The sequence below is a fragment of the Chryseobacterium sp. Mn2064 genome (genome assembly GCF_049319685.1).
In the GTDB taxonomy this organism is placed as follows: Bacteria; Bacteroidota; Bacteroidia; order Flavobacteriales; family Weeksellaceae; genus Chryseobacterium.
In genome coordinates, this window is sequence record NZ_JBMOUE010000005.1 from 408447 (window position 1) to 428300 (window position 19854).

A 19854-nucleotide genomic window follows, 5' to 3' on the forward strand; every position below is an offset into this window, starting at 1 on the left:
ATATGGACAGAAAATTATTTTTGAAAAACGGACTTGGACTGGCTGGAATTGCAGCCATCGCACCGGTATTGTTTCGGGCGGAAGATTTCCTTACTCATTCTCCTGAAACTTTCACAGAAAACAAGAATGCTCTCTTATGCTCTGTTACCAATTCTGAAACCGCAGGCCCTTTTCCTACCATCACTCCTGCCAATTATGTACGAACCAATATTGTGGGAGACAGAACAGGAGTGGCTTTTACCATGAATATTTATATCATGAATACCAACGCCAACTGTAATCCCTATCAAGGCGTTTTGGTAGATGTGTGGCATTGTGATAAAGATGGTAATTATTCGCAATACGGAGGAAGCCAGATGCAGCCTACCAATTACACGGCCTACAATTTTCTGAGAGGCAGACAAACCACGAATGCAGCCGGCCTGGTTACATTTACCAGTATCTTTCCGGGTTGGTACCAGGGACGTGCTACTCATATTCATGTGCATGTTTATAAACCTGACGGAACCTCTTTGTTGGTAACCCAAATTGCCTTTCCCGAAGGAAATACCAGTGCAAATGCGGTATACAATGTGAATATCAACGGAACTTCATATGGCTATACCAAAGGAATGAACGGCTATACCTATAATGCTACTGACAATGTTTTTTCAGACGGAACCAGCAACGAAATGTCTACTGTGACAGGTTCTCTTTCCGCAGGATATACTCTTACTCATACCATTTATGTTGCCGGGTCATCGGTATTGGGAACCCAGGAGGTTTCAGACCATAATTTTACAATAGAACAGAATTACCCTAATCCTTTCCGTGATGAGACCGTTTTTCCGATTACGCTGAAAATATCTTCCAAAGTGAGTATAGAACTATATGACCTCAGCGGAAGAAGAGTGATGAAAGTTCTGGATGAAGAAAGACTTTCTGCAGGTTCACAAAGAATATCCTTATCACGAAACCAACTGAAACCAGGAATGTATCTTGCGAAAATTTATATTGAAAATTCCAATGGAAGTTTTCATGAAACGATGAAGGTTTTAGTAAAATAAAACAGTTCCCAAAAGGTAAAAATTATTGCGCTAAAATCTATTTTGAAATCCATCTTATCTTGTAAGCTATGAAAAAAATAAAACTTGCTTTTCGCATTGTGATTGATCAAAGTTCTGAAATGATTTGGGACCGCTATATTTTTGACGACACTTATTTTGAATACAAAATACAGCACCAGGTTTTTGATCATAAAGAAAATCCGGTAAAAAACTACTGGGAACTTCTGCAGAGAAATCCTAATGCAAAGCAGATTCCTTTTTTGTTAAGCGGTGCAGCGAGTAATTATGTGTCACAATTGGGAGGTATTATCAGAAGTCTTCCTGATGTTTTGGGAAATACTTTTTTTCCGTTTGACAATTTCAGATTAGATCTGATTTCTTCCAACATAGAAGATGCTTCCAAACATAAGGTAGGATTAACTTTTTTTACTCCTGAGTTATTATTGATCGACATTATCGACAACAAATACCTTTTGAGCCATGATGTAGACAAGGAAAATGGATTTGAGACATATATGCTGCCATTTCATCCTCAGATTGCCATTGCGTATTATCAGGAAACATAATTTTTGTGACTTCCATAAAAAACCGCTGTTGGTATATTCAACAGCGGTTTCTATTTTATAAGTTTTTAATGATAGGTTTTACTTCATTTCCGAATAATTCGATGGATTTCATCATCAGATCATGTGCCGGATCTCCTAAATCCATATGACCTATAAATCTTGTAATCCCGAAAAGTTCTTTCATGTAAGTGATTTTATCAGCGACTTCTTTCGGACTTCCCATAAATAAAGCTCCGTCTTTACTTCTTCCTCCGTCATACTGCATTTTGGTATAAGGTGCCCAACCTCTGGAAGCTCCTACTCTATCCATCTGAGATTTATAGTTTTGGAAATATCCATCTATGACCTTAGGATCATCACTTACAAATGTATGGGAGTGAACCGCAATCTGCATATCAGCTACATCATGACCCGCTTTTATATATTCCTGTTTGTAAAATTCAATCAGATTTCTGAACTGCACAGGCATTCCACCAATGATGGCTACGACTAAAGGCATTCCCAATTGAGCTGCACTGAGTACAGATTGAGGAGTTCCGCCCACAGCTCTCCATATAGGAAGCTTTCCATTATTTTTCGCTCTGGGATAAACAGTCTGGTTTTGCATTGGAGCACGAAGTTTTCCTGACCAGGTTACGTTTTCTTCAGAATTTATTTTTAATAATAATTCCAGTTTTTCATCAAAAAGCTCTTCATAATCATTCAGAGAATATCCATATAAAGGAAACGATTCAATAAAACTTCCGCGTCCTACAAATATTTCTGCTCTTCCGTCTGAGATCAGATCCAGGGTTGAAAAATCTTCATATACTTTTACAGGTTCTGAAGAACTCAAAACTGTTACACCACTCGCCAGTTTGATATTTTTAGTGATACTCGCCGCCGCTGCCAATACCATTTCCGGGGATGACACGGCATAATCCGGACGGTGATGCTCTCCCATTGCGAAGACATCAATTCCTACCTCATCCATCAGTTTTACCTGCTCCAGTATTTCACGGATCTTAACTCCTGCGTCTCTATATTTACCCGTTGACTGATCAAAAGCCAGATCACCGAACATTCCTATTCCTAATTCCATATTGTTGTTTTTAGTAATACAAAATTACCACTATGAAATAGTAAAAACATTGATGTTTGTTAAGATCGTAGGTCCTGGTATTTCAGGTTGGAAAAACGCAAAGATGCAAGGATTTTTATCTTTATGCTGTTCTTAAGATGCAAGAAAATCTAAGATTTTCAGCAAGGGTTAATTCTTGTAATATTATGATGATATAATTTTATTTCAGATAAAACCCTTGCGACTTACAACACGAAATATTCAATCGATTTGCGACTTTGTGTTTCCAAAAAAATTAGCAAAATAAAAAATCCAGCCTAATTTAGACTGGATTGTAATATTATTTCTTCAGATATAAATCAAAATAATCTGTGATTTTCTGCATCAGGTGAACTCTGTCTTTCCCGATTACATTGTGTGGATGTCCTGGATACGTAAAGTAATCCAACTGAACTCCGTTATCCACAGCAGACTTGATAAATTTAATAGAATGCTGCCAAACTACTACATCGTCCTGCGCTCCATGAATCATCAGTAATTTTCCTTTCAGATTCTGAACTTTATCCAAAAGATTGGCTGCAGCATATCCTTGTGGGTTTTCCTGCGGAGTGTCCATATATCTTTCTCCATACATAATTTCGTACATACTCCAGTCAATTACAGGTCCTCCTGCAACTCCCACTTTGAATACATCCGGCTTACGAAGCATAAAGCTTGTCGTCATAAATCCTCCGAAGCTCCATCCGTGAATTCCCATTTTTTCTGAATCTACATACGGAAGAGATTTTAAGTAATCTACTCCTTTCATCTGATCGTTCATTTCTGTAGTTCCCAGGTTTCTGAATACGGCCTGTTCAAATTTCAATCCACGGTTAGAAGATCCTCTTCCGTCCATTGTGAAGATAATATATCCATTCTGAGCCATATATTCATACCAAAGGTTTCCTGAAGCTGGGAAAGTATTTGTGATCAACTGTAAGTGTGGTCCATTGTACAGGTAAACAATGGTAGGATATTTTTTATTAGGATCGAAGTTTGTTGGAAGAATGATTTTTCCATACAAAGGTGTTCCGTCGTCAGCTTTTAATTCTACGTTTTTAATTTCCGGTCTCTGATAGTTCTTTAAAGGGTTTTCAGAGGTAAGGATATTAGTAGATTTTAAATTAGCCGTATTAATGATATTTCCTACTCTTGGAGAGTTTGCATTACTATAAGCATCATATAAATAGTTACCGTCACTGCTCAAAGTTCCGATATGCATTCCTTCAGCGCTGTCCAGTCTCTGCATTTTGAAATTCGTCCAGTTAATTCTATACAAATGTCTTTCCAGAGGAGTTTCTTTAGTTGATGTAAAATAAATCTCTTTTTTCTTTTCATTGAACCCTAGGATGTCTGTTACCAACCAGTCACCTTTTGTGATCTGTGCGATTAATCCCTTCTCAAGACTGTAATGGAATAGGTGATTATATCCGGTTCTTTGGCTTTGCCAAATGAAATCTGTATTGGAATTCGGGAAGAAAGTAAGCGGATGCTGAGGTTCCACATATTTGCTGTCTGTCTCCTCAAATAAGGTTTTTATCAATTGTCCAGTAACCGCGTCATACTGATTCATTTTCATATGATTCTGTCCTCTGTTCAATACGCCAACAAAAATATATTTTGAATCCGGGCTCCAGGTAACAGCAGTAAGGTACTGATCTTTTTCACCTTCAATTTTCAGGAAAGTTGTAGATTGGTTTTTAATATTGAAAACACCTAGAGTTACCTGATGAGAAGCCTGACCTGCCATCGGATACTTGATATTGTGATTTACAGCAGGCGTTACAGACCAGTCTATGATCGGGTAATCTGCCACCATACTCTGATCCATTCTGTAGAAAGCTACACTTTCTGAATTGGGAGCAGGGAAAATTCCGGTATCAATTCCGAATTCATTTCTATGAACAGCCTGTCCACTGATGATATTCTCGTTGGGTTCGTTGGTTACCGCAATGGTTTTACCGTTTTTGTTGACAAATAAATTATTCTTTGCTGTAAATGCGAAAGTCTGACCGTCTCCAAACATTTTCACATTCGCAGCATCCTGATCTATTGCAGCGGAGCTTTTTACTTTCCAGTCGTTTCCTGACTTTTCAATCCAAGACATTTTTCCGCCCGTAGTAAAGTATCCATTGGTATTTCCTGTAAATTTGATAGCAGGAACCGCCTTTAGCTTATCATTGGTAAGGTTTCGGTTGAGTTGGCTCAAAGAAATCAGAGTATCCTGTTTATTTGTTTTTACATCAGTAATCAGATATCCTCCTTTTACTGCCTGGATGTAAGATTTTCCGTCCGCAGACCATGAAAATTGTGAAATATTTTTCACGGCAAGGTTTGTTCTCATCCCATTTACAGCCTCCGCCATTGTGAACTTCTGCGTCTGGGCAAATGCTGAACTGCCCAAAACCAGCATCAATAAAGAAAATTTATGTAATTTCATTGTATAAAATTGAATCCATCAAAAATAAGAAATAAAAACCATCCGTTAAGAAATGTTAAATTAAAACATTCATAAAATGGAATTAATCAATTGATGAAAATAATTTCTTACCTTAATACTACAATTTTTAAAGGGAGTAAAATAGATGAATTGTCAATTCGCTTTGCCTGTCAATTTTTCATTTTGGACAACCACAGTTATTCACCATTCACTTGCGAAGCAAAATTGACTATAGATGCAGAAAATGCATTTCTTAACCTATATCAATGATTTATATAGGTACTCTATTCTAAATTTGCATCATTAATAACAAACCAAAAATATAAAATACAATGGCAACAAAATGGATTTTAGACCCAACACATAGTGAACTTACATTCAAAGTAAAACACATGATGATCTCTAACGTAAAAGGAAGTTTCAGAACCTTCACTGCAGAAATTGAGGCAGAAGACGAATTTTTCACTAATGCTAAAACGACAGCAACGATCCAGACTGATTCTGTATTTACCAATAACACAGACAGAGATAATCACTTAAAGTCTGCAGAGTTTTTCAATGCAGAGGCTCATCCAACAATTACTTTCGAGTCTCAGGCATTAAATAATGCTATCGTAGGGAATCTAACAATCAACGGAGTTACAAAACCAGTAACCCTTGATGTAGATTTTGGAGGAATCAACGTTGACCCATGGGGAAATACAAAAGCAGGTTTCTCTTTTGAAGGAAAAATCAGCAGAAAAGATTTCGGACTTAACTGGAACGCAGCTCTTGAAGCAGGAGGTGTAATGGTAAGTGATGATGTAAAAATCGCCGGAGAATTACAGTTTGTAAAACAAGCATAGTTTTTTAACATATATGTAAAAGGTTCAGGGATTTGTCTAAAAGCCTTGAACCTTTTATTTTATCTTAATCTTCAAAATTTATGAACCTCAACGATCTTCAAAACATAAGTGATCATTTTAGCAATACCCAAAGAATGCCTGTTTTATTTCTCGGGCATGGTTCGCCTATGAATGCTATTGAAGAAAATCAATTTGTACAAGGTTTCCGAAAAGCGGCAACAGAAATTCCCAAACCTAATGCTATTCTCTGTATTTCGGCTCACTGGTATACTCAGGGAACTTTTGTAACGGCAATGGATATGCCCAAAACGATCCATGATTTTTACGGCTTCCCCAAAGAGCTGTTTGATGTACAATATCCTGCTCCCGGAAATCCGGAACTTGCCAGAGAAACCGCTGAACTTCTGTTACCAGCTGATGTAGAAGAAGACCATAACTGGGGATTGGATCATGGGGCCTGGTCGGTCATTAAACATATGTATCCTAATGCAGATATTCCTGTTATTCAGCTGAGTATTGATTATACAAAACCTCCACAGTATCATTATGATCTGGCTAAAAGATTGAACAAGCTTCGCGAAAAGGGAATTCTTATCATCGGAAGCGGAAATATTGTTCACAATCTGCGACTGATCGACTGGAAGAATATTAATACGGTAGGTGCCGGATGGGACTGGGCTGTAGAAGCAAGAGAAAAAACCAACAACTGGCTTCTGGATGGAAATTTCCAGAATATCATTGACTATCAGAAACAGGGAACTTTCCTACAATATGCCGTTCCAACTCCTGATCATTATCTTCCGTTATTATACACATTGGGGCTGAAAGATCAATCTGAAGAACTTACTTTATTCAATGATGAGCTTATCGGTGGTTCATTGAGTATGACCAGTGTAAGGATTGGGTAGAAATAAACCATCAAGTATTAATTCAATAAAAAAATTTCAGCGATGAATACATTCATAAAGTGGGTGTATCCGTTGCTGAAAATAAAATAGGTTATCCCGTTTTGAGATAACCTATTCTTTTTAAAAAGACTATATTTTACTGTACAGCTTTTAAAACATTAATGTTTCCATAGCCATAGCTTGAGTTTACATTAGGATAGTAAGTGGCAGCCTGTCTCATTTTATTAAGAACCTGATCTCTTGTCCATGATGGATTTTTAGCCCATACCAAAGCAGCAATACCCGCCGTTGCAGCAGTAGCCACCGAAGAACCTCCTACATAATCAGCCTGCCCGTTGTAATAACTTAGAACTGGTACTGTATTTCCTGAAGCTCTTTCCATCTGGAAGGTAAAATCGATCTGACTTCCTGAATGACAAACGTCACATTTCTGATTAGATGTATTCTCTTTTACTCCTGTGATCGCTTGTGTTTCAGGCATTGATGCCGGGAAGATAACCCCTACAAAATTGGTAAAGCTTGTAGATGTTCCACCTGCGCAGAAAATAAGTTTTCCTTTAGAATAAGCATATTTTACACCGTCTTCTATTTTTCCTACTGAAAATATATGTCCCATAGACATTGAAATGATCTTCACATTGGTATTGTTCCCCAATTCTGTGAATGCTGTTTTTACGGCAGTCTGCTCACTGGAAGTTTCCAATACAACATTTTCTGCTGCTCTGTAGGCAATTAAGTTAGCGTTATAGGCAACTCCAACAGGTAAACCTGCATTGTTTCTAGGAGCGGCCATCACGGAAGCCATTTTAGTCCCATGTCCACACTGATCTGCTGAACCATCTGAATTGAATACTCCAATTTTAGAAATTGTTCTTCCTGAAGAAGCTCCGTTATTAAAACTTCCTCCCAACAAAGTCTGCTCGGGAGAAACTCCTGTATCAATAAGTCCGATGGTAACACCAGCTCCTGTACTATAGCTCCATGCATCAGGAATATTATGTTTAGTGAAAGCCCATGGAATTTTTGCACTTGGCGTTGTTGAGGTATAATCTACTGCACTTAACGTTGAAGATGAAAAACCACATCCTGAAGATCCGCTGCCTGAAGATTTTGCAGCGGTATTATATTTGGATTCAATTTCAAAATAATGATAGTCAGCAGGTTCTACGTATCGGATGGTTTTCATCTGACGAAGAGCGGTAATGGTTTCTTCTTTTGCAATCACTACATCCATTTGGTTGAGGTACTTATCGGAAAGGAGAACAAATTCTCTCTCGTCTTTTCCTTCATATTTTTTGATGACAGCCAGAAGTTCTTTTTCCATATCACCGCTATTTGGCGACTTGCTTCTGTCAAAATCATCTTTAGAAGAACCAAATCCTATAGATACCATTCTGTTACCATTAAGGATGGCGCTCCATAAAAAGTGATCCGATTCATTTTTCCAGTTGAAGGTTCCATCTTTTTTGATGGCCTGGTTGATTCTTTCGTTGATCTGTTTATCCGTCAGCGGATCTCTTTGAGACATTTCAATTTTAGCATTTTCATTTTGAAGGTCTTCCCTGGTACAAGAGTTTAAAGCAAAGAATATTGCTAATAGGAATACAGTTTTTTTCATATGTTATAATTTTTGTTTGGAGGCACAATATAACACTTTACCGGGAATTATAATCTTAAAAATAATGAATTTAGCATTACATGAATATTAATTTGCAACCAAATCACAAATACAACAGATACTTTATTGACATTTTTCACATCAATAAGTAAATTATTTCATTAATTTATTAACAATTTGATAATACATTCTTTACATACAATTATAATATTTTTTCAAAACAAACACTGCTTTCAATGTCTGCATACTGTCCATAGTTCGGAATTTTATAAAATCCACTTTTCTCATAGACGGAAATAGCATTTTTCAAATCGACAGAAGTTTCCAGGACGGCTTTTGTAAACCCCAATTCTTTAGCCCAGTTCTCAAGTTCTTTTACAATAGTGGAAGCGAGTCCCTTTTTCCTGAAATCCGGATGAGTATACATTCTTTTAATTTCAACAGTGTCACTTGAAAGCTCTTTGAACGCTCCACAAGCTGCGGGAACAGTATCAATCGATATGACAATACAGTTTTTAATGGTATCTATTGTATTGAACTGATCAAAAAAATGATGGTTATCTCCATTATGATCTGCAAGCGTTACGTCAAGAAATCCAACTAAGGTTTGAAAATCAGTATTGGAGGAATCGGTTCGAAGAATATGCATAATTGTTTGATTTAAAAATTGAATAACTAAAAGTTAGGTTAAAAAGAAAAAGCTCCCTTTCGGAAGCTTTCGTTATATTGTAGGTTAGTTCACCACAAATTTTCTTTCGTTGATGAGTTCTGCAATGGCAAGCATATCTTTACCAATCAGCCTGTCATCTTCAAGTTTGGAAACTTTTGAACGAAGAATGGCAAAGTTTTCTTCAATGATTTTAGAACATTTGGAAGGTCTTCTGAACTCCAATCCCTGCGCAGCAAACATTAACTCAACCGATAAAATATTCACCAAATTACCAAGAACCTGATTGAACTTTCTACCCGAAATACTTCCCATAGAAACATGATCTTCCTGACCTAAACTTGTAGGAATAGAATCTGCAGATGCTGGGAAACATAATGTTTTATTTTCAGTCACCAAAGCCGCCGAAGTATATTGAGGAATCATAAATCCTGAGTTTAACCCTGAGCTTTCCGTCAGTAATCGTGGAAGTCCATATTTTCCTTCTAACAGTAAATAACTTCTTCTGTCAGAAATATTTCCAAGTTCTGCTGCCGCAAGTGTAGCATAATCTAAAGGTAAGGCCATCAGCTGTCCGTGGAAGTTCCCTCCTGAAATAGATTCTTCAGCACTTAATACAATTGGGTTATCTGTTACTGAATTCAATTCTGTTTCAGCCATCGCTTTAAGATGTTCGAAAGCATTTCTACTGGCTCCATGTACCTGTGGCACACATCTCATAGAATAAGGATCCTGAACTCTCTCACAGTCTTCGTGAGCTTTCATATTTTCTGATCCTTTTAAGAATTTAAGCATTCTTGCCGCTACTTTTTTACTTCCTTCAAAAGGTCTTATCTCATGAAGTTCTTTCTTAAACGGACTTTCAGAACCTCTATATGCTTCAATACTCATTGCAGCAGTCATATCAGCAAGATCCAGCAAGTATTCAAATTTTTCTAATCCTTTGATCGCATGAGCAAGAATAAACTGAGTACCGTTAATTAATCCCAGTCCTTCTTTAGGACCTAACACTAATGGTTCAAGATCGTGTTTATTCAGAATATCCATTGTTTCAGCAATCTGATCGCCATCCCAAACCTGCCCTAATCCCAATAAAGGTAAGACAAGATGTGCCAAAGGAGCAAGGTCACCTGAAGCTCCCACAGAACCCTGTTCCGGTACTACAGGAATAATATCTTTCTCCAGCATCAGGATTAATCTTTCAATAACTTCCAAAGAAACTCCTGAGAACCCTTTTGATAATGCGTGAACTTTTGCAATCATCATAATTTTGGAAAGTTCCTTATTGATAGGCTTTCCAACTCCCACCGCATGGGAAATAATAAGGTTATACTGCAACTGAGCCGTTTCGTCGGCGGATATTTTGGTGTCGCATAAAGGTCCGAATCCAGTATTGATACCATATACACATCTATCGGATTCTACTATTTGCTGTACATTTTTCTGAGATTTTAAGATCTGTTCTTTAGCCGCCTTATTTAGTTTGGCTTTATTGGGTTTTTTACAGATTTCCAGAACATCATGGAAAGTAAAAACATCTACTCCGTATATCATTTCTAAAAAATTTTCTTAAAATTAAGCATTTAACAATAATTGGAAAAACTAAATTTTAATCTTCTATATTTTTATAAAATTGCGTGAATTAATTTACTACTTTTGGCTCCGAAATTAAAAACAATAATACATGAGACTGAAAACATTAGTACTTGCTTTATGCGTTGCAGGGACATCTACATTTGCGCAGAAAGTAAAATATTCTAAGGAAGAAAAAAAAGAAATGAACCGTTATCTTTTTAACGAAGGTTTCGATACTGCAACAGATAAAAAGGTTTCCACCTTTATCTTAAAAGATAATACAGAACATCAGGGATATACAAAATCATGGGAAAAACAGCGCGGTCAGATTCTTTCTATAACGATGGAAGATGTTGATACAAGAAAGCCGGTAAAGTTTGCTGCCTCAGAAATTTCTCAAATGTATTTATATCCCACAGAGATTGAAAAATCCAGAAAAGCAGGTAAGTTTATTTCCAATATGAGAAATTACAGCACTAAAAAATATAGTAAATCTGTAACAAACGAAGCCGTTCCCTACGAAAATCAAACAGTTTCTTTAAAAAATAAAAAAGAGAGCAAAACGTTCCTGATGCAGGTCATTAATCCTGAGTTTAATGAGTTCATTACCGTTTATCATGATCCTTTTGCTTCTGAAACAATGTCAACAGGTTTTGTGGGCGCGCCTGCCTTTGGAGGAGGTGTGATTAAATCTTATTATGTAAAGAAAGGGAATAAAGTAATGTGGCTTCACAAAGATGATTTTGAAGACAACTACGATTTTCTGTTTGGAGACAATGCTGAATTCATGAAAAAATATCCTAAGAATTCTGTAGAATGGAACTATCTGAGCTTCCTAATCTATACGTATACGGAAATGAGCCAATCATAAAAACTTTGTTATCATCATAAGAAAACCTGCGGACTGATCTGCAGGTTTTTCTTTTTTCAAAATAGGGAAAGTTTCCTTAATTTTGTTATATGAATCCTTCTTTAGAATTACAGCTCAAAACTTTACCATCCGAACCCGGCGTTTATCGTTATTATGATAAAAATGAACAACTATTGTACGTAGGGAAAGCTAAAAATCTGAAAAAGAGGGTTCTCTCCTACTTCAATAAAAACCTTCCAGGGTACAGAATCAAAATAATGGTGAGCAAAATCCAACGTCTGGAAACTACCATTGTAAATAGTGAATACGATGCTCTTTTATTGGAAAATAATTTGATTAAAGAGCATAAGCCGTTTTACAATGTCATGTTGAAAGACGACAAAACGTACCCCTGGATCTGTATTAAAAATGAAGAATTTCCGAGAATTTTCCTTACCCGAAATATGGTAAAAGACGGCTCAGAATATTACGGACCTTATGCAAAAGTGCGTCCCGCAAAAGTATTGCTGGATACCATCAAACATATTTATAAACTCAGAACTTGTAACCTGAACCTTTCACCTGCCAAAATTGCAGAAGGAAAATACAAAGTATGTCTTGAATATCACATCAAAAACTGTGAAGGACCTTGTGAAGATCTTGAAAGTAAGGAAGATTATGATGAAAAGATAGAGGCCATCCGCGGAATTATAAAAGGAGATTTCCGGAAAGCAAAAGAATATCTGGTGAATCAAATGATGAAGCTTGCCTCTAATCTAAAGTTTGAAGAAGCTCAGATCATCAAAGAAAGACTTGATATTCTAGAAGATTATCAATCCAAAAACACGGTCGTAAATCCTAATATTGACGATGTAGACGTATTCGGAATGACCAGTGATGAAACGGCAGCGTATGTTAATTTCTTTAAAATAAGAAATGGAAATATCATCCAGAGTTTCACCACAGAAATCAAAAAAATACTGGAAGAAACAGATGAAGATATCCTGGAAGAGGCCCTAATCGAAATTCGACAGAAGTTTGGTTCAGATTCCAAGGAAGTTCTTATCCCTTTTCATTTGTCTGTAGAAATTCCAAATGTAAAGTTGATTGTCCCTAAAGTAGGTGACAAAAAAAGAATTGTAGAATTGTCTGAGAAAAATGCAAAGGAATATCGTTTGGAAAAGCTGAAACAGGTTCAGATTGTAGATCCTGAGAGACATACCAACAGAATCATGGCTGAAATGCAGAAGCTGCTGAGAATGCCTGTAGAGCCAAGACATATTGAAGGGTTTGATAACTCAAACATTCAGGGAACCAACCCGGTTTCGGCGTGTGTAGTATTCAAAGACGGGAAACCAAGTAAAGCAGATTACAGAATTTTCCATCCTAAAACGGTAGAAGGGCCTAACGATTTTGCTACGATGGAAGAAGTCATCTACCGTCGATACAAAAGAATGCTGGATGAAGGAGAAAACCTTCCGCAACTGATTCTTATTGATGGAGGAAAAGGCCAATTATCCTCTGCGGTGAAAAGTTTACGTCTTCTAGGTCTTTACGGAAAAATTACTATTGTAGGGATTGCAAAAAGGCTTGAAGAGATTTTCTTCCCTGAAGATTCTATCCCGTTATATCTTGATAAGAAGTCTGAAACATTAAAGATTCTACAAAGAGTTCGTGATGAAGCACACCGTTTTGGGGTAAAACATCACAGAACCAGAAGAAAAAATTCTACCATCAAATCAGAGTTGGAGGAAATTCCCGGTGTGGGAGAAAAAACGATAGAATTGCTGCTTTCTAAGCTAAAATCCGTAAAACGAATCAAAGAATCCAATCTGGAAACCTTAGAAGAAATTTTGGGCAAAAGTAAAGCTAAAGTCATCTGGGAGTTTTTCAACGCCAATGAATAAATAATGCGAAAACTTTTCTGAATATATAATCTTTTATCCGACAGATAGAGGATATTTCTCTATTCTATTAAAAGAAATAAAAAATCACAAAAACTCAAAATACAAAATAAATAATCAATAATATTTACTTAAAAATAAATTATTTATCAAATAATAATATTATTAATATTTTTTTTATAAATTAGTCATATCAACTAAAAACAATAATCCCATGAAAATATTGCTACATTCAAAGGTATTATTGTGTCTTTGTTTGGCAATAGGAAGGGTTTGTTTGATTTTCCACATTCATCATCTGTATTGAATAGCTGGAAAGAGAGAATAGTTGCGTATTCAAAGGTTAGTTTGTCAATAGTTTCGCCCACAGAAACTGGAAAAAACACATCATCATATTTGAACGTAAAAGGCTCTTTTTCAAGAGCCTTTTATATGTATTATCGTTTATAATTCTGCGGAATTATTTTCCTTTGAAAACTTCTTTGGAGAATCTTCCATCCGCCTGAGGAATATCTATAACAATATTTCCATTTTCAAAGTACCCAATCGTTGTACTTCCATCGGCTAGTTTTACAATGAACACCTCTTTTTTTGAAGTGGCTTTGAAAGAAGCAAACGGAACAGAACTTCCTGATTTTGCTAAGATAAACTGATGGGCATCAATTTCTATTTTCTGCACATCTGTTTTTCCATTAGAAAAGCTATTTGACGATGGAGGCGCGGAAGTTGTTGCTGGTTCTGAAACGGTATTATTCTGAGCAACCTGAGAGGTTTCTGCAGCACGTGCCGGTAACATCGCAACAGGGTTGGAAATGCTCACCTTCGTTAAAGATTGCTTCAATGCATCTGCAAATCCTTCTTCAAATTCTTTAATATCTGAACTTCCTTTGGATTCTAAGATTACATTTTTGTTACAGTCTTTAAACTGTAAAATTATTTTATTGGTGAATAAGCTTTTGTCATTCAAGACTTCGGCATTCAGAACATTACAAGTGTTATTTCTTGCTTCTGACGGCCATTTATCCATACTTTCTGTTAAAACTTCATATTTCTTTCCCTGTAAAGCTTTGGCTAAGGCAGCTTCCAATCCAAAACTGCTCTTTTTAAAAGTCTGAAACTTCTCAGGAATAAAAACATACTTATAGTCTGAAACTTTTTGTGCAAAAACTCCTGTTGAGCAGATTGCCAGCACTAGCATTGAAATCTTTTTCATTTTTTTACTGTTTAATCATTTCTGAATGCTCCCATATCCAGCTTCAATGAGAAGAAATTAGAATAGAAATTAGATCCGCCTATCCCTGAATTTGTAATAGCATAATCCAGCGTAAGCCCTCTATATCTTATCCCGATACCTGCACTCGGCTGAAAAGAAACTTTTCTTTTAAGGTCTTCTATATCTGTAATCGACTGAAATCTGTTGATCCCCAGTCTCACAAAAATCATTTTCTGATATCCCAATTCTGCTCCTGCATATGGGCTGATACTTGCAAAATCGGTTGAAATTAAAGAGGCAGTTTTAGCAAAATCTACATTGATTCCCGCTTCCGGCAATACATATACACTGCTGTTGATTTCGAACAATTTACTCGCTCCAACATTAAGTTTCGGCATCGTAAGCTCCATTTTATCTTTTGGAGCAGGGTTAAATTCTTCCCCATTTACTACTGTAGAAAGTTCTTTCTGATTAATACTCCAGAAGTTGACCGTAGTGGTAATATCACGAAGCATACCTCCAAACTTCCATCCGTTATTTCCTTTATAAATAGCTCCTACGTCAAACCCAAAACCATAACCGTTGGCAAACTTACCCACATTTCTATAGACGATTTTTGCATTCACCCCTACATCAAGATTTGGGTTTCCTCCTGGTCTGAATGCATAAGAAAGGATCGCCGCGTAATCGGACTGTGAGAATTTTGTGATTTTATCATAATCAATGTTTCCTTCTGAGTCAATCATTTGAGTCGTATTCAGGATATTATCTACCCCAAGTCTTACAACAGAAACTCCGAAAACACCTTCTTCTAATACTTTAGCATAGGCCAGATAATCATATTTTGCAATAGACTCAAAGTATTCTGCGTGCATGGCAGCTCCTTGCCAATCTTTATCAATAGCCATCAAACCTGCAGGGTTCCACATTGGTGCATATACATCATCCTGATTGGAGATTACTGCTCCTCCCATTGCCAATCCTCGGGCTCCGGCTCCTATATTTAAGAATTCATTGGAATATTTCCTGATAATCTGAGCCTGGGATACTCCAAAGAACAGTGAAAATGCAAGTAAAAAATATTTTTTCATCATATCAATTTGATGCTTAGTTTAAGTTTTTAGTTTTTCTGGCTTTCATTAATCCATTTACTATGATTGCCAGTATCATAACAGCTGAAGCGATATAAAAAATAGGGCTCATATGTTCTGATTCCCCAAAGATAAAAAAAGCTAGTATAATTCCGTAGACAGGTTCCAAATTAACTGTTAAAATTAAAGTAAAAGGTGATATGTACTTCATCAAATTAACAGATTCTAGCATCGGGAAAGCCGTAAACACACTGGCTAACAAGCATATTAACGCCAGATCTCTGTAGTTTATTTCACCCATCTGAAAAATTTGTCCGGAAAATAAATAAATGATCATTAATATAAACCAACCGCAGAATATTTCATAAAATATAATATTCCCGGAACTTGTTTTACCAAACATTTTACCATTAAAAACAGAGAAAATAGTTCCGAAAATGGCACACAGAATACCATAGATGATTCCTTCTTTAAAATGGAACTCTGTTTTAAAAATTAATAAAATACAGGCTACAATAACGCTTCCCATTATTACTTCTGAGATATCGATTTTTCTCTTAAAAATGATAGGTTCCAATATCGAAGCGAAAAGAGTGGATAATGAGAGACAGCTTAAAGCAATGGAAACATTGGAAACTTTAATTGAATAGAAAAAGCAGTACCAGTGAAGCGCCATCGCAAAACCTATAGCCGCCAGCTGGAAAAAGATCTTCTTGGAGACTTTTATACTTTCTTTCCTAAAGACTCTTATAAATACAAAAAGAAATACTGCTGCAAACAACATTCTGTAGAATACCAGAATCTGTGCATTGGCATGAATCAGTTTCCCCAGAATTGCAGTGAATCCCCATAAAAATACTATTAAGTGCAACCTGAAAAGCGCCAATTTATGCATAACCTATCTTCTTTGAATTTTTAACATGCAAATTTACAAATAGGCTTTTATAAATCTCACAAAAAATCTAAATTTACGTTAATAAAAAAATGATAAATATACTTTTTAATCATTTTTCTTTCTAATACCGGTTCTATTCTATTGGTTACCGAAAAAATTAACCATAGAGAAGAAAAAAACTATTTCTTTTAAAAACATGATATTACATCCCACTATTAAAATCGAAACGGAACATCTCACCTTACAACCTGTTGAAGAGTCTAATATAGATGATATTTTGGAACACTTTACCACAACAGTTACCAGATATATGCCCTTTAATCCCCAAGGTGACAGAAAGGATATCATTCGTTTTGTTGAGGAATCAAAAAGAACTTTATTACAAAATACAGACCTGGTAATGGTAGCCTTAGATTCAAATGAAGAGTTTATCGGTTGCTGTGGGATTCATAATATCACTAAGGAATCTGCTGAGCTTGGATTATGGTTAAAAGAAAGTTCTCAGGGAAAAGGATTGGGTACTGAAATGATAGCAGCCCTTATCGGGTTTCTGGAAAACAATTTTACTCTTCAATATATTGTATATCCTGTAGATGAAGACAATATAGCCAGTAGAAAAATTCCGGAAAAACTGGGATTCATTCCGGCTAAAAAATATAAGAAATACAAAAATCCCGTCACCAATCTTACGATTTTAGAATACAGAAAGTATTACCCGTAGTTATTGATTAGTAATAAAAAAACCCTGAAAATTTATTAAACTTTCAGGGCCTTCAAATAATAAACTATTAAAAAAATAAACTAGGAACTTAGAGTATTTAGCAGAGAATATCACCTCTGTTACTCTATTGTAAAGTTAGAAAAAATATAAATTATTTAAAAATATTTTACTGTTAAAAATTTCACAATTTACTAAAAACCAAACTTTTAAACACATGTTTTACTTCCCATTCATATTCCTCATAAAAATAGTATCTTTAAGCATAAAAAATTGAAAATTTTATGGATATCGAATTCAATAAACGAGAAGATCAGAACAGATTGAAATTATCTGAAATAAATCGCTTACTTGCCGAGATCAAAAAAGGCGGTGGTGAAAAGAGGCTTCAAAAGCTTCGTGATGAGGGAAAAATGACTGCAAGAGAAAGAATAGATTATCTTCTCGATAAAGATTCAGATTCCATAGAAGTTGGTGCATTTGCCGGCTATGAAATGTACGAGGAACATGGAGGATGTCCTAGCGGAGGGGTAGTTGTAGTGATCGGGTATGTTTCGGGAAGACAGTGTATCGTTGTTGCCAATGATGCATCAGTAAAAGCAGGTGCATGGTTTCCTATCACTGGAAAGAAAAACCTGAGGGCACAGGAAATTGCTATGGAAAACAAACTTCCGATTATCTATTTGGTAGATTCTGCGGGTGTTTATCTTCCAATGCAGGATGAAATATTCCCGGATAAAGAACATTTTGGAAGAATTTTCAGAAATAACGCTAAGATGAGCTCTATGGGAATCATTCAGATTTCTGCCGTAATGGGCAGTTGTGTAGCCGGAGGAGCTTATCTTCCTATCATGAGCGACGAAGCTATGATCGTTGATAAAACAGGCTCTATTTTCCTTGCAGGAAGCTATCTTGTAAAGGCTGCTATCGGAGAAAGTATAGATAACGAAACTCTAGGAGGAGCAACAACCCACTGCTCTATTTCCGGAGTTACAGATTTTAAAGCTAAAGATGATAAAGATGCTCTGAATAGAATTAAAAATATCATGAAATCTATCGGAACCAACGAAAAAGCAGGTTTTGACAGAATCGAAAGTTTTCCTCCTAAAGAAAACCCGGAAAATATTTTCGGAATTATGCCAGTTTCCAGAGCGGAACAATATGATACTTTTGAAATCATTAAGTGTATTGTGGATAACTCCGAGTACGAAGAATATAAACCTGATTACGGTAAAAGTATCATCTGTGCCACAGCCAGAGTTGATGGTTGGTCGGTAGGAATTGTAGCCAACCAGAGAAAATTGGTGAAAAGTGGTAAAGGAGAGATGCAGTTTGGTGGAGTTATTTACTCAGATTCCGCAGATAAAGCAACGCGATTCATTGCGAACTGTAACCAAAGAAAGATTCCTTTAATCTTTTTACAGGACGTTACCGGTTTCATGGTGGGATCAAAATCTGAACATGGAGGAATTATTAAAGACGGGGCAAAAATGGTAAATGCTGTTGCCAATTCTGTTGTTCCTAAATTTACCATTATTACTGGTAACTCTTACGGAGCCGGAAATTATGCCATGTGTGGTAAGGCGTACGATCCTAGATTAATTGTGGCATGGCCTTGGGCAGATCTTGCTGTAATGGGAGGAGCACAAGCCGCAAAAGTTTTGGCTCAGATCCAGGAATCTACTTTGAAGAAACAAGGTAAAGAAATTTCAGAAAAAGAACACGACGAAATTCTGGATACTATTTCTAAAAAATATCAGAAACAGACAGAATCAACCTATGCAGCTGCCAGATTATGGACAGACGCCATTATTAATCCTGCAGATACCAGAAAATGGATTTCTATGGGAATAGAAGCTGCTAACCACTCTCCTATTACAGAGAAATTTAATTTAGGGGTTATTCAGGTATAATAAACAATTCATAAATTATAAGCGGCTATCTCAGTTCTGGGGTAGCCGTTTTTATTTAAAATGAAATGCTAAAATTACCAATATTTATTACTGAAGAAAAAGTAATAGATTGGTTTGTCCTCCTACAGAGTGAACAGATAAATGGAAAATCGGGAAGTAGAAGGAAAAAACAAGTAAAACTCCTAGTTATAAGTTTATCCATTATCCATACTTTGATTATATAGTAGTTCTTTAGTATATATAACAAAAAAAATCTCATACATTACTGTATGAGATTTTTAAAAATAAAATAAAAACTGGCGGCGGCCTACTCTCCCGCGTTAGCAGTACCATCGGCGCTGGTGGGCTTAACTTCTGTGTTCGGAATGGGAACAGGTGAGCCCCACCGCTAAAACCACCCTAAAGGTTGTATATAGCTTTAAGCATCAGGCATCAGGCCTTAAGCTTATTGCTTTTTAAGCGATAAAAACTTTCACAAAGACAAAACCTTCGCTGCGCATAAAGTA

Annotated in this window: 16 protein-coding genes and 1 rRNA gene; 8 read left to right on the forward strand and 9 right to left on the reverse strand. The window is 36.2% G+C overall.

Annotation, left to right across the window (positions count from 1 at the left end; genetic code table 11):
* The first annotated feature begins 2 nt into the window (after positions 1-2).
* The gene (locus tag ACL9RH_RS19555; protein ID WP_422695008.1) at positions 3-1046 is read left to right on the forward strand and encodes a T9SS type A sorting domain-containing protein; all 1044 of its coding nucleotides are present in this window, start codon (positions 3-5) and stop codon (positions 1044-1046) included.
* A 68-nt stretch (positions 1047-1114) separates the two neighbouring features.
* A complete protein-coding gene (locus ACL9RH_RS19560) occupies positions 1115-1612 on the forward strand; it encodes a hypothetical protein (protein WP_422695009.1) in 498 nt (165 codons plus the stop codon).
* 55 nt (positions 1613-1667) lie between these two features.
* Here the strand turns inward: ACL9RH_RS19560 and ACL9RH_RS19565 are convergent, their stop codons facing one another.
* Together ACL9RH_RS19565 and ACL9RH_RS19570 are read right to left on the reverse strand one after the other, a co-directional pair.
* Positions 1668-2693 carry an LLM class flavin-dependent oxidoreductase gene (locus ACL9RH_RS19565; protein ID WP_422695010.1) on the reverse strand — a complete coding sequence of 342 codons (1026 nt, stop codon included), beginning with the start codon at positions 2691-2693 and terminating at the stop codon, positions 1668-1670.
* A gap of 319 nt (positions 2694-3012) precedes the next feature.
* On the reverse strand, positions 3013-5151 hold the full coding sequence (locus tag ACL9RH_RS19570; RefSeq protein ID WP_422695011.1) for a DPP IV N-terminal domain-containing protein: 2139 nt from the start codon (positions 5149-5151) through the stop codon (positions 3013-3015).
* A 332-nt stretch (positions 5152-5483) separates the two neighbouring features.
* Between ACL9RH_RS19570 and ACL9RH_RS19575 the strand changes: the two genes are divergently transcribed.
* Both ACL9RH_RS19575 and ygiD read left to right on the forward strand, forming a co-directional pair.
* Positions 5484-5996, forward strand: a complete 513-nt coding sequence (locus ACL9RH_RS19575) for a YceI family protein (protein WP_422695012.1) — start codon at positions 5484-5486, stop codon at positions 5994-5996.
* A gap of 80 nt (positions 5997-6076) precedes the next feature.
* Positions 6077-6904 (forward strand): 4,5-DOPA dioxygenase extradiol, encoded by an 828-nt coding sequence (gene ygiD / locus ACL9RH_RS19580; protein ID WP_422695013.1) that lies wholly within the window; start codon positions 6077-6079, stop codon positions 6902-6904.
* 136 nt (positions 6905-7040) lie between these two features.
* Here the strand turns inward: ygiD and ACL9RH_RS19585 are convergent, their stop codons facing one another.
* The 3 genes from ACL9RH_RS19585 to hutH all read right to left on the reverse strand — a co-directional run bounded on the left by ACL9RH_RS19585 (position 7041) and on the right by hutH (position 10743).
* Positions 7041-8522 (reverse strand): S8 family peptidase, encoded by a 1482-nt coding sequence (locus tag ACL9RH_RS19585; protein ID WP_422695014.1) that lies wholly within the window; start codon positions 8520-8522, stop codon positions 7041-7043.
* Positions 8523-8724: 202 nt separating this feature from the next.
* Positions 8725-9171, reverse strand: a complete 447-nt coding sequence (locus tag ACL9RH_RS19590; RefSeq protein ID WP_422695015.1) for a GNAT family N-acetyltransferase — start codon at positions 9169-9171, stop codon at positions 8725-8727.
* Between the two features lie 84 nt (positions 9172-9255).
* Complete coding sequence (gene hutH / locus ACL9RH_RS19595; protein ID WP_422695016.1) at positions 9256-10743, reverse strand: histidine ammonia-lyase; 1488 nt, start codon at positions 10741-10743, stop codon at positions 9256-9258.
* 130 nt (positions 10744-10873) lie between these two features.
* Between hutH and ACL9RH_RS19600 the strand changes: the two genes are divergently transcribed.
* Entirely contained in the window at positions 10874-11635 is a 762-nt protein-coding gene (locus ACL9RH_RS19600) for a hypothetical protein (RefSeq protein ID WP_422695017.1), read from the forward strand.
* Positions 11636-11724: 89 nt separating this feature from the next.
* Entirely contained in the window at positions 11725-13521 is a 1797-nt protein-coding gene (gene uvrC / locus ACL9RH_RS19605) for an excinuclease ABC subunit UvrC (RefSeq protein ID WP_422695018.1), read from the forward strand.
* Between the two features lie 457 nt (positions 13522-13978).
* On the opposite strand, the gene ACL9RH_RS19610 is transcribed toward uvrC, so the two are convergent.
* From ACL9RH_RS19610 to ACL9RH_RS19620, 3 genes are read right to left on the reverse strand one after another with little or no spacing between them, the layout of a single operon-like run.
* Positions 13979-14731, reverse strand: a complete 753-nt coding sequence (locus ACL9RH_RS19610; protein ID WP_422695019.1) for a hypothetical protein — start codon at positions 14729-14731, stop codon at positions 13979-13981.
* An 11-nt stretch (positions 14732-14742) separates the two neighbouring features.
* Positions 14743-15825 (reverse strand): PorV/PorQ family protein, encoded by a 1083-nt coding sequence (locus tag ACL9RH_RS19615; protein ID WP_422695020.1) that lies wholly within the window; start codon positions 15823-15825, stop codon positions 14743-14745.
* Positions 15826-15838: 13 nt separating this feature from the next.
* A complete protein-coding gene (locus ACL9RH_RS19620) occupies positions 15839-16717 on the reverse strand; it encodes a DMT family transporter (protein WP_422695021.1) in 879 nt (292 codons plus the stop codon).
* A gap of 196 nt (positions 16718-16913) precedes the next feature.
* Here ACL9RH_RS19620 and ACL9RH_RS19625 point away from each other — a divergent pair, with 196 nt between their 5' ends.
* Both ACL9RH_RS19625 and ACL9RH_RS19630 read left to right on the forward strand, forming a co-directional pair.
* Entirely contained in the window at positions 16914-17438 is a 525-nt protein-coding gene (locus tag ACL9RH_RS19625; RefSeq protein ID WP_422695022.1) for a GNAT family N-acetyltransferase, read from the forward strand.
* Between the two features lie 281 nt (positions 17439-17719).
* Positions 17720-19348 carry an acyl-CoA carboxylase subunit beta gene (locus tag ACL9RH_RS19630; RefSeq protein ID WP_422695023.1) on the forward strand — a complete coding sequence of 543 codons (1629 nt, stop codon included), beginning with the start codon at positions 17720-17722 and terminating at the stop codon, positions 19346-19348.
* A 294-nt stretch (positions 19349-19642) separates the two neighbouring features.
* Here ACL9RH_RS19630 and rrf read toward each other — a convergent pair.
* Positions 19643-19750, reverse strand: a 5S ribosomal RNA gene (gene rrf / locus ACL9RH_RS19635).
* Between the last annotated feature and the right edge of the window lie 104 nt (positions 19751-19854).

What these genes read in the sequence shown, in the direction of transcription:
- ACL9RH_RS19560 (WP_422695009.1), top strand. Translation starts at nt 1,115, where the DNA reads ATGAAAAAAATAAAACTTGCTTTTCGCATTGTGATTGATCAAAGTTCT.
- ACL9RH_RS19570 (WP_422695011.1), bottom strand. Translation starts at nt 5,151, where the DNA reads ATGAAATTACATAAATTTTCTTTATTGATGCTGGTTTTGGGCAGTTCA.
- ACL9RH_RS19620 (WP_422695021.1), bottom strand. Translation starts at nt 16,717, where the DNA reads ATGCATAAATTGGCGCTTTTCAGGTTGCACTTAATAGTATTTTTATGG.
- ACL9RH_RS19585 (WP_422695014.1), bottom strand. Translation starts at nt 8,522, where the DNA reads ATGAAAAAAACTGTATTCCTATTAGCAATATTCTTTGCTTTAAACTCT.
- ACL9RH_RS19575 (WP_422695012.1), top strand. Translation starts at nt 5,484, where the DNA reads ATGGCAACAAAATGGATTTTAGACCCAACACATAGTGAACTTACATTC.
- ACL9RH_RS19600 (WP_422695017.1), top strand. Translation starts at nt 10,874, where the DNA reads ATGAGACTGAAAACATTAGTACTTGCTTTATGCGTTGCAGGGACATCT.
- ACL9RH_RS19565 (WP_422695010.1), bottom strand. Translation starts at nt 2,693, where the DNA reads ATGGAATTAGGAATAGGAATGTTCGGTGATCTGGCTTTTGATCAGTCA.
- ACL9RH_RS19630 (WP_422695023.1), top strand. Translation starts at nt 17,720, where the DNA reads ATGGATATCGAATTCAATAAACGAGAAGATCAGAACAGATTGAAATTA.
- ACL9RH_RS19625 (WP_422695022.1), top strand. Translation starts at nt 16,914, where the DNA reads ATGATATTACATCCCACTATTAAAATCGAAACGGAACATCTCACCTTA.
- ACL9RH_RS19610 (WP_422695019.1), bottom strand. Translation starts at nt 14,731, where the DNA reads ATGAAAAAGATTTCAATGCTAGTGCTGGCAATCTGCTCAACAGGAGTT.
- ACL9RH_RS19615 (WP_422695020.1), bottom strand. Translation starts at nt 15,825, where the DNA reads ATGATGAAAAAATATTTTTTACTTGCATTTTCACTGTTCTTTGGAGTA.
- uvrC (WP_422695018.1), top strand. Translation starts at nt 11,725, where the DNA reads ATGAATCCTTCTTTAGAATTACAGCTCAAAACTTTACCATCCGAACCC.
- hutH (WP_422695016.1), bottom strand. Translation starts at nt 10,743, where the DNA reads ATGATATACGGAGTAGATGTTTTTACTTTCCATGATGTTCTGGAAATC.
- ACL9RH_RS19590 (WP_422695015.1), bottom strand. Translation starts at nt 9,171, where the DNA reads ATGCATATTCTTCGAACCGATTCCTCCAATACTGATTTTCAAACCTTA.
- ACL9RH_RS19555 (WP_422695008.1), top strand. Translation starts at nt 3, where the DNA reads ATGGACAGAAAATTATTTTTGAAAAACGGACTTGGACTGGCTGGAATT.
- ygiD (WP_422695013.1), top strand. Translation starts at nt 6,077, where the DNA reads ATGAACCTCAACGATCTTCAAAACATAAGTGATCATTTTAGCAATACC.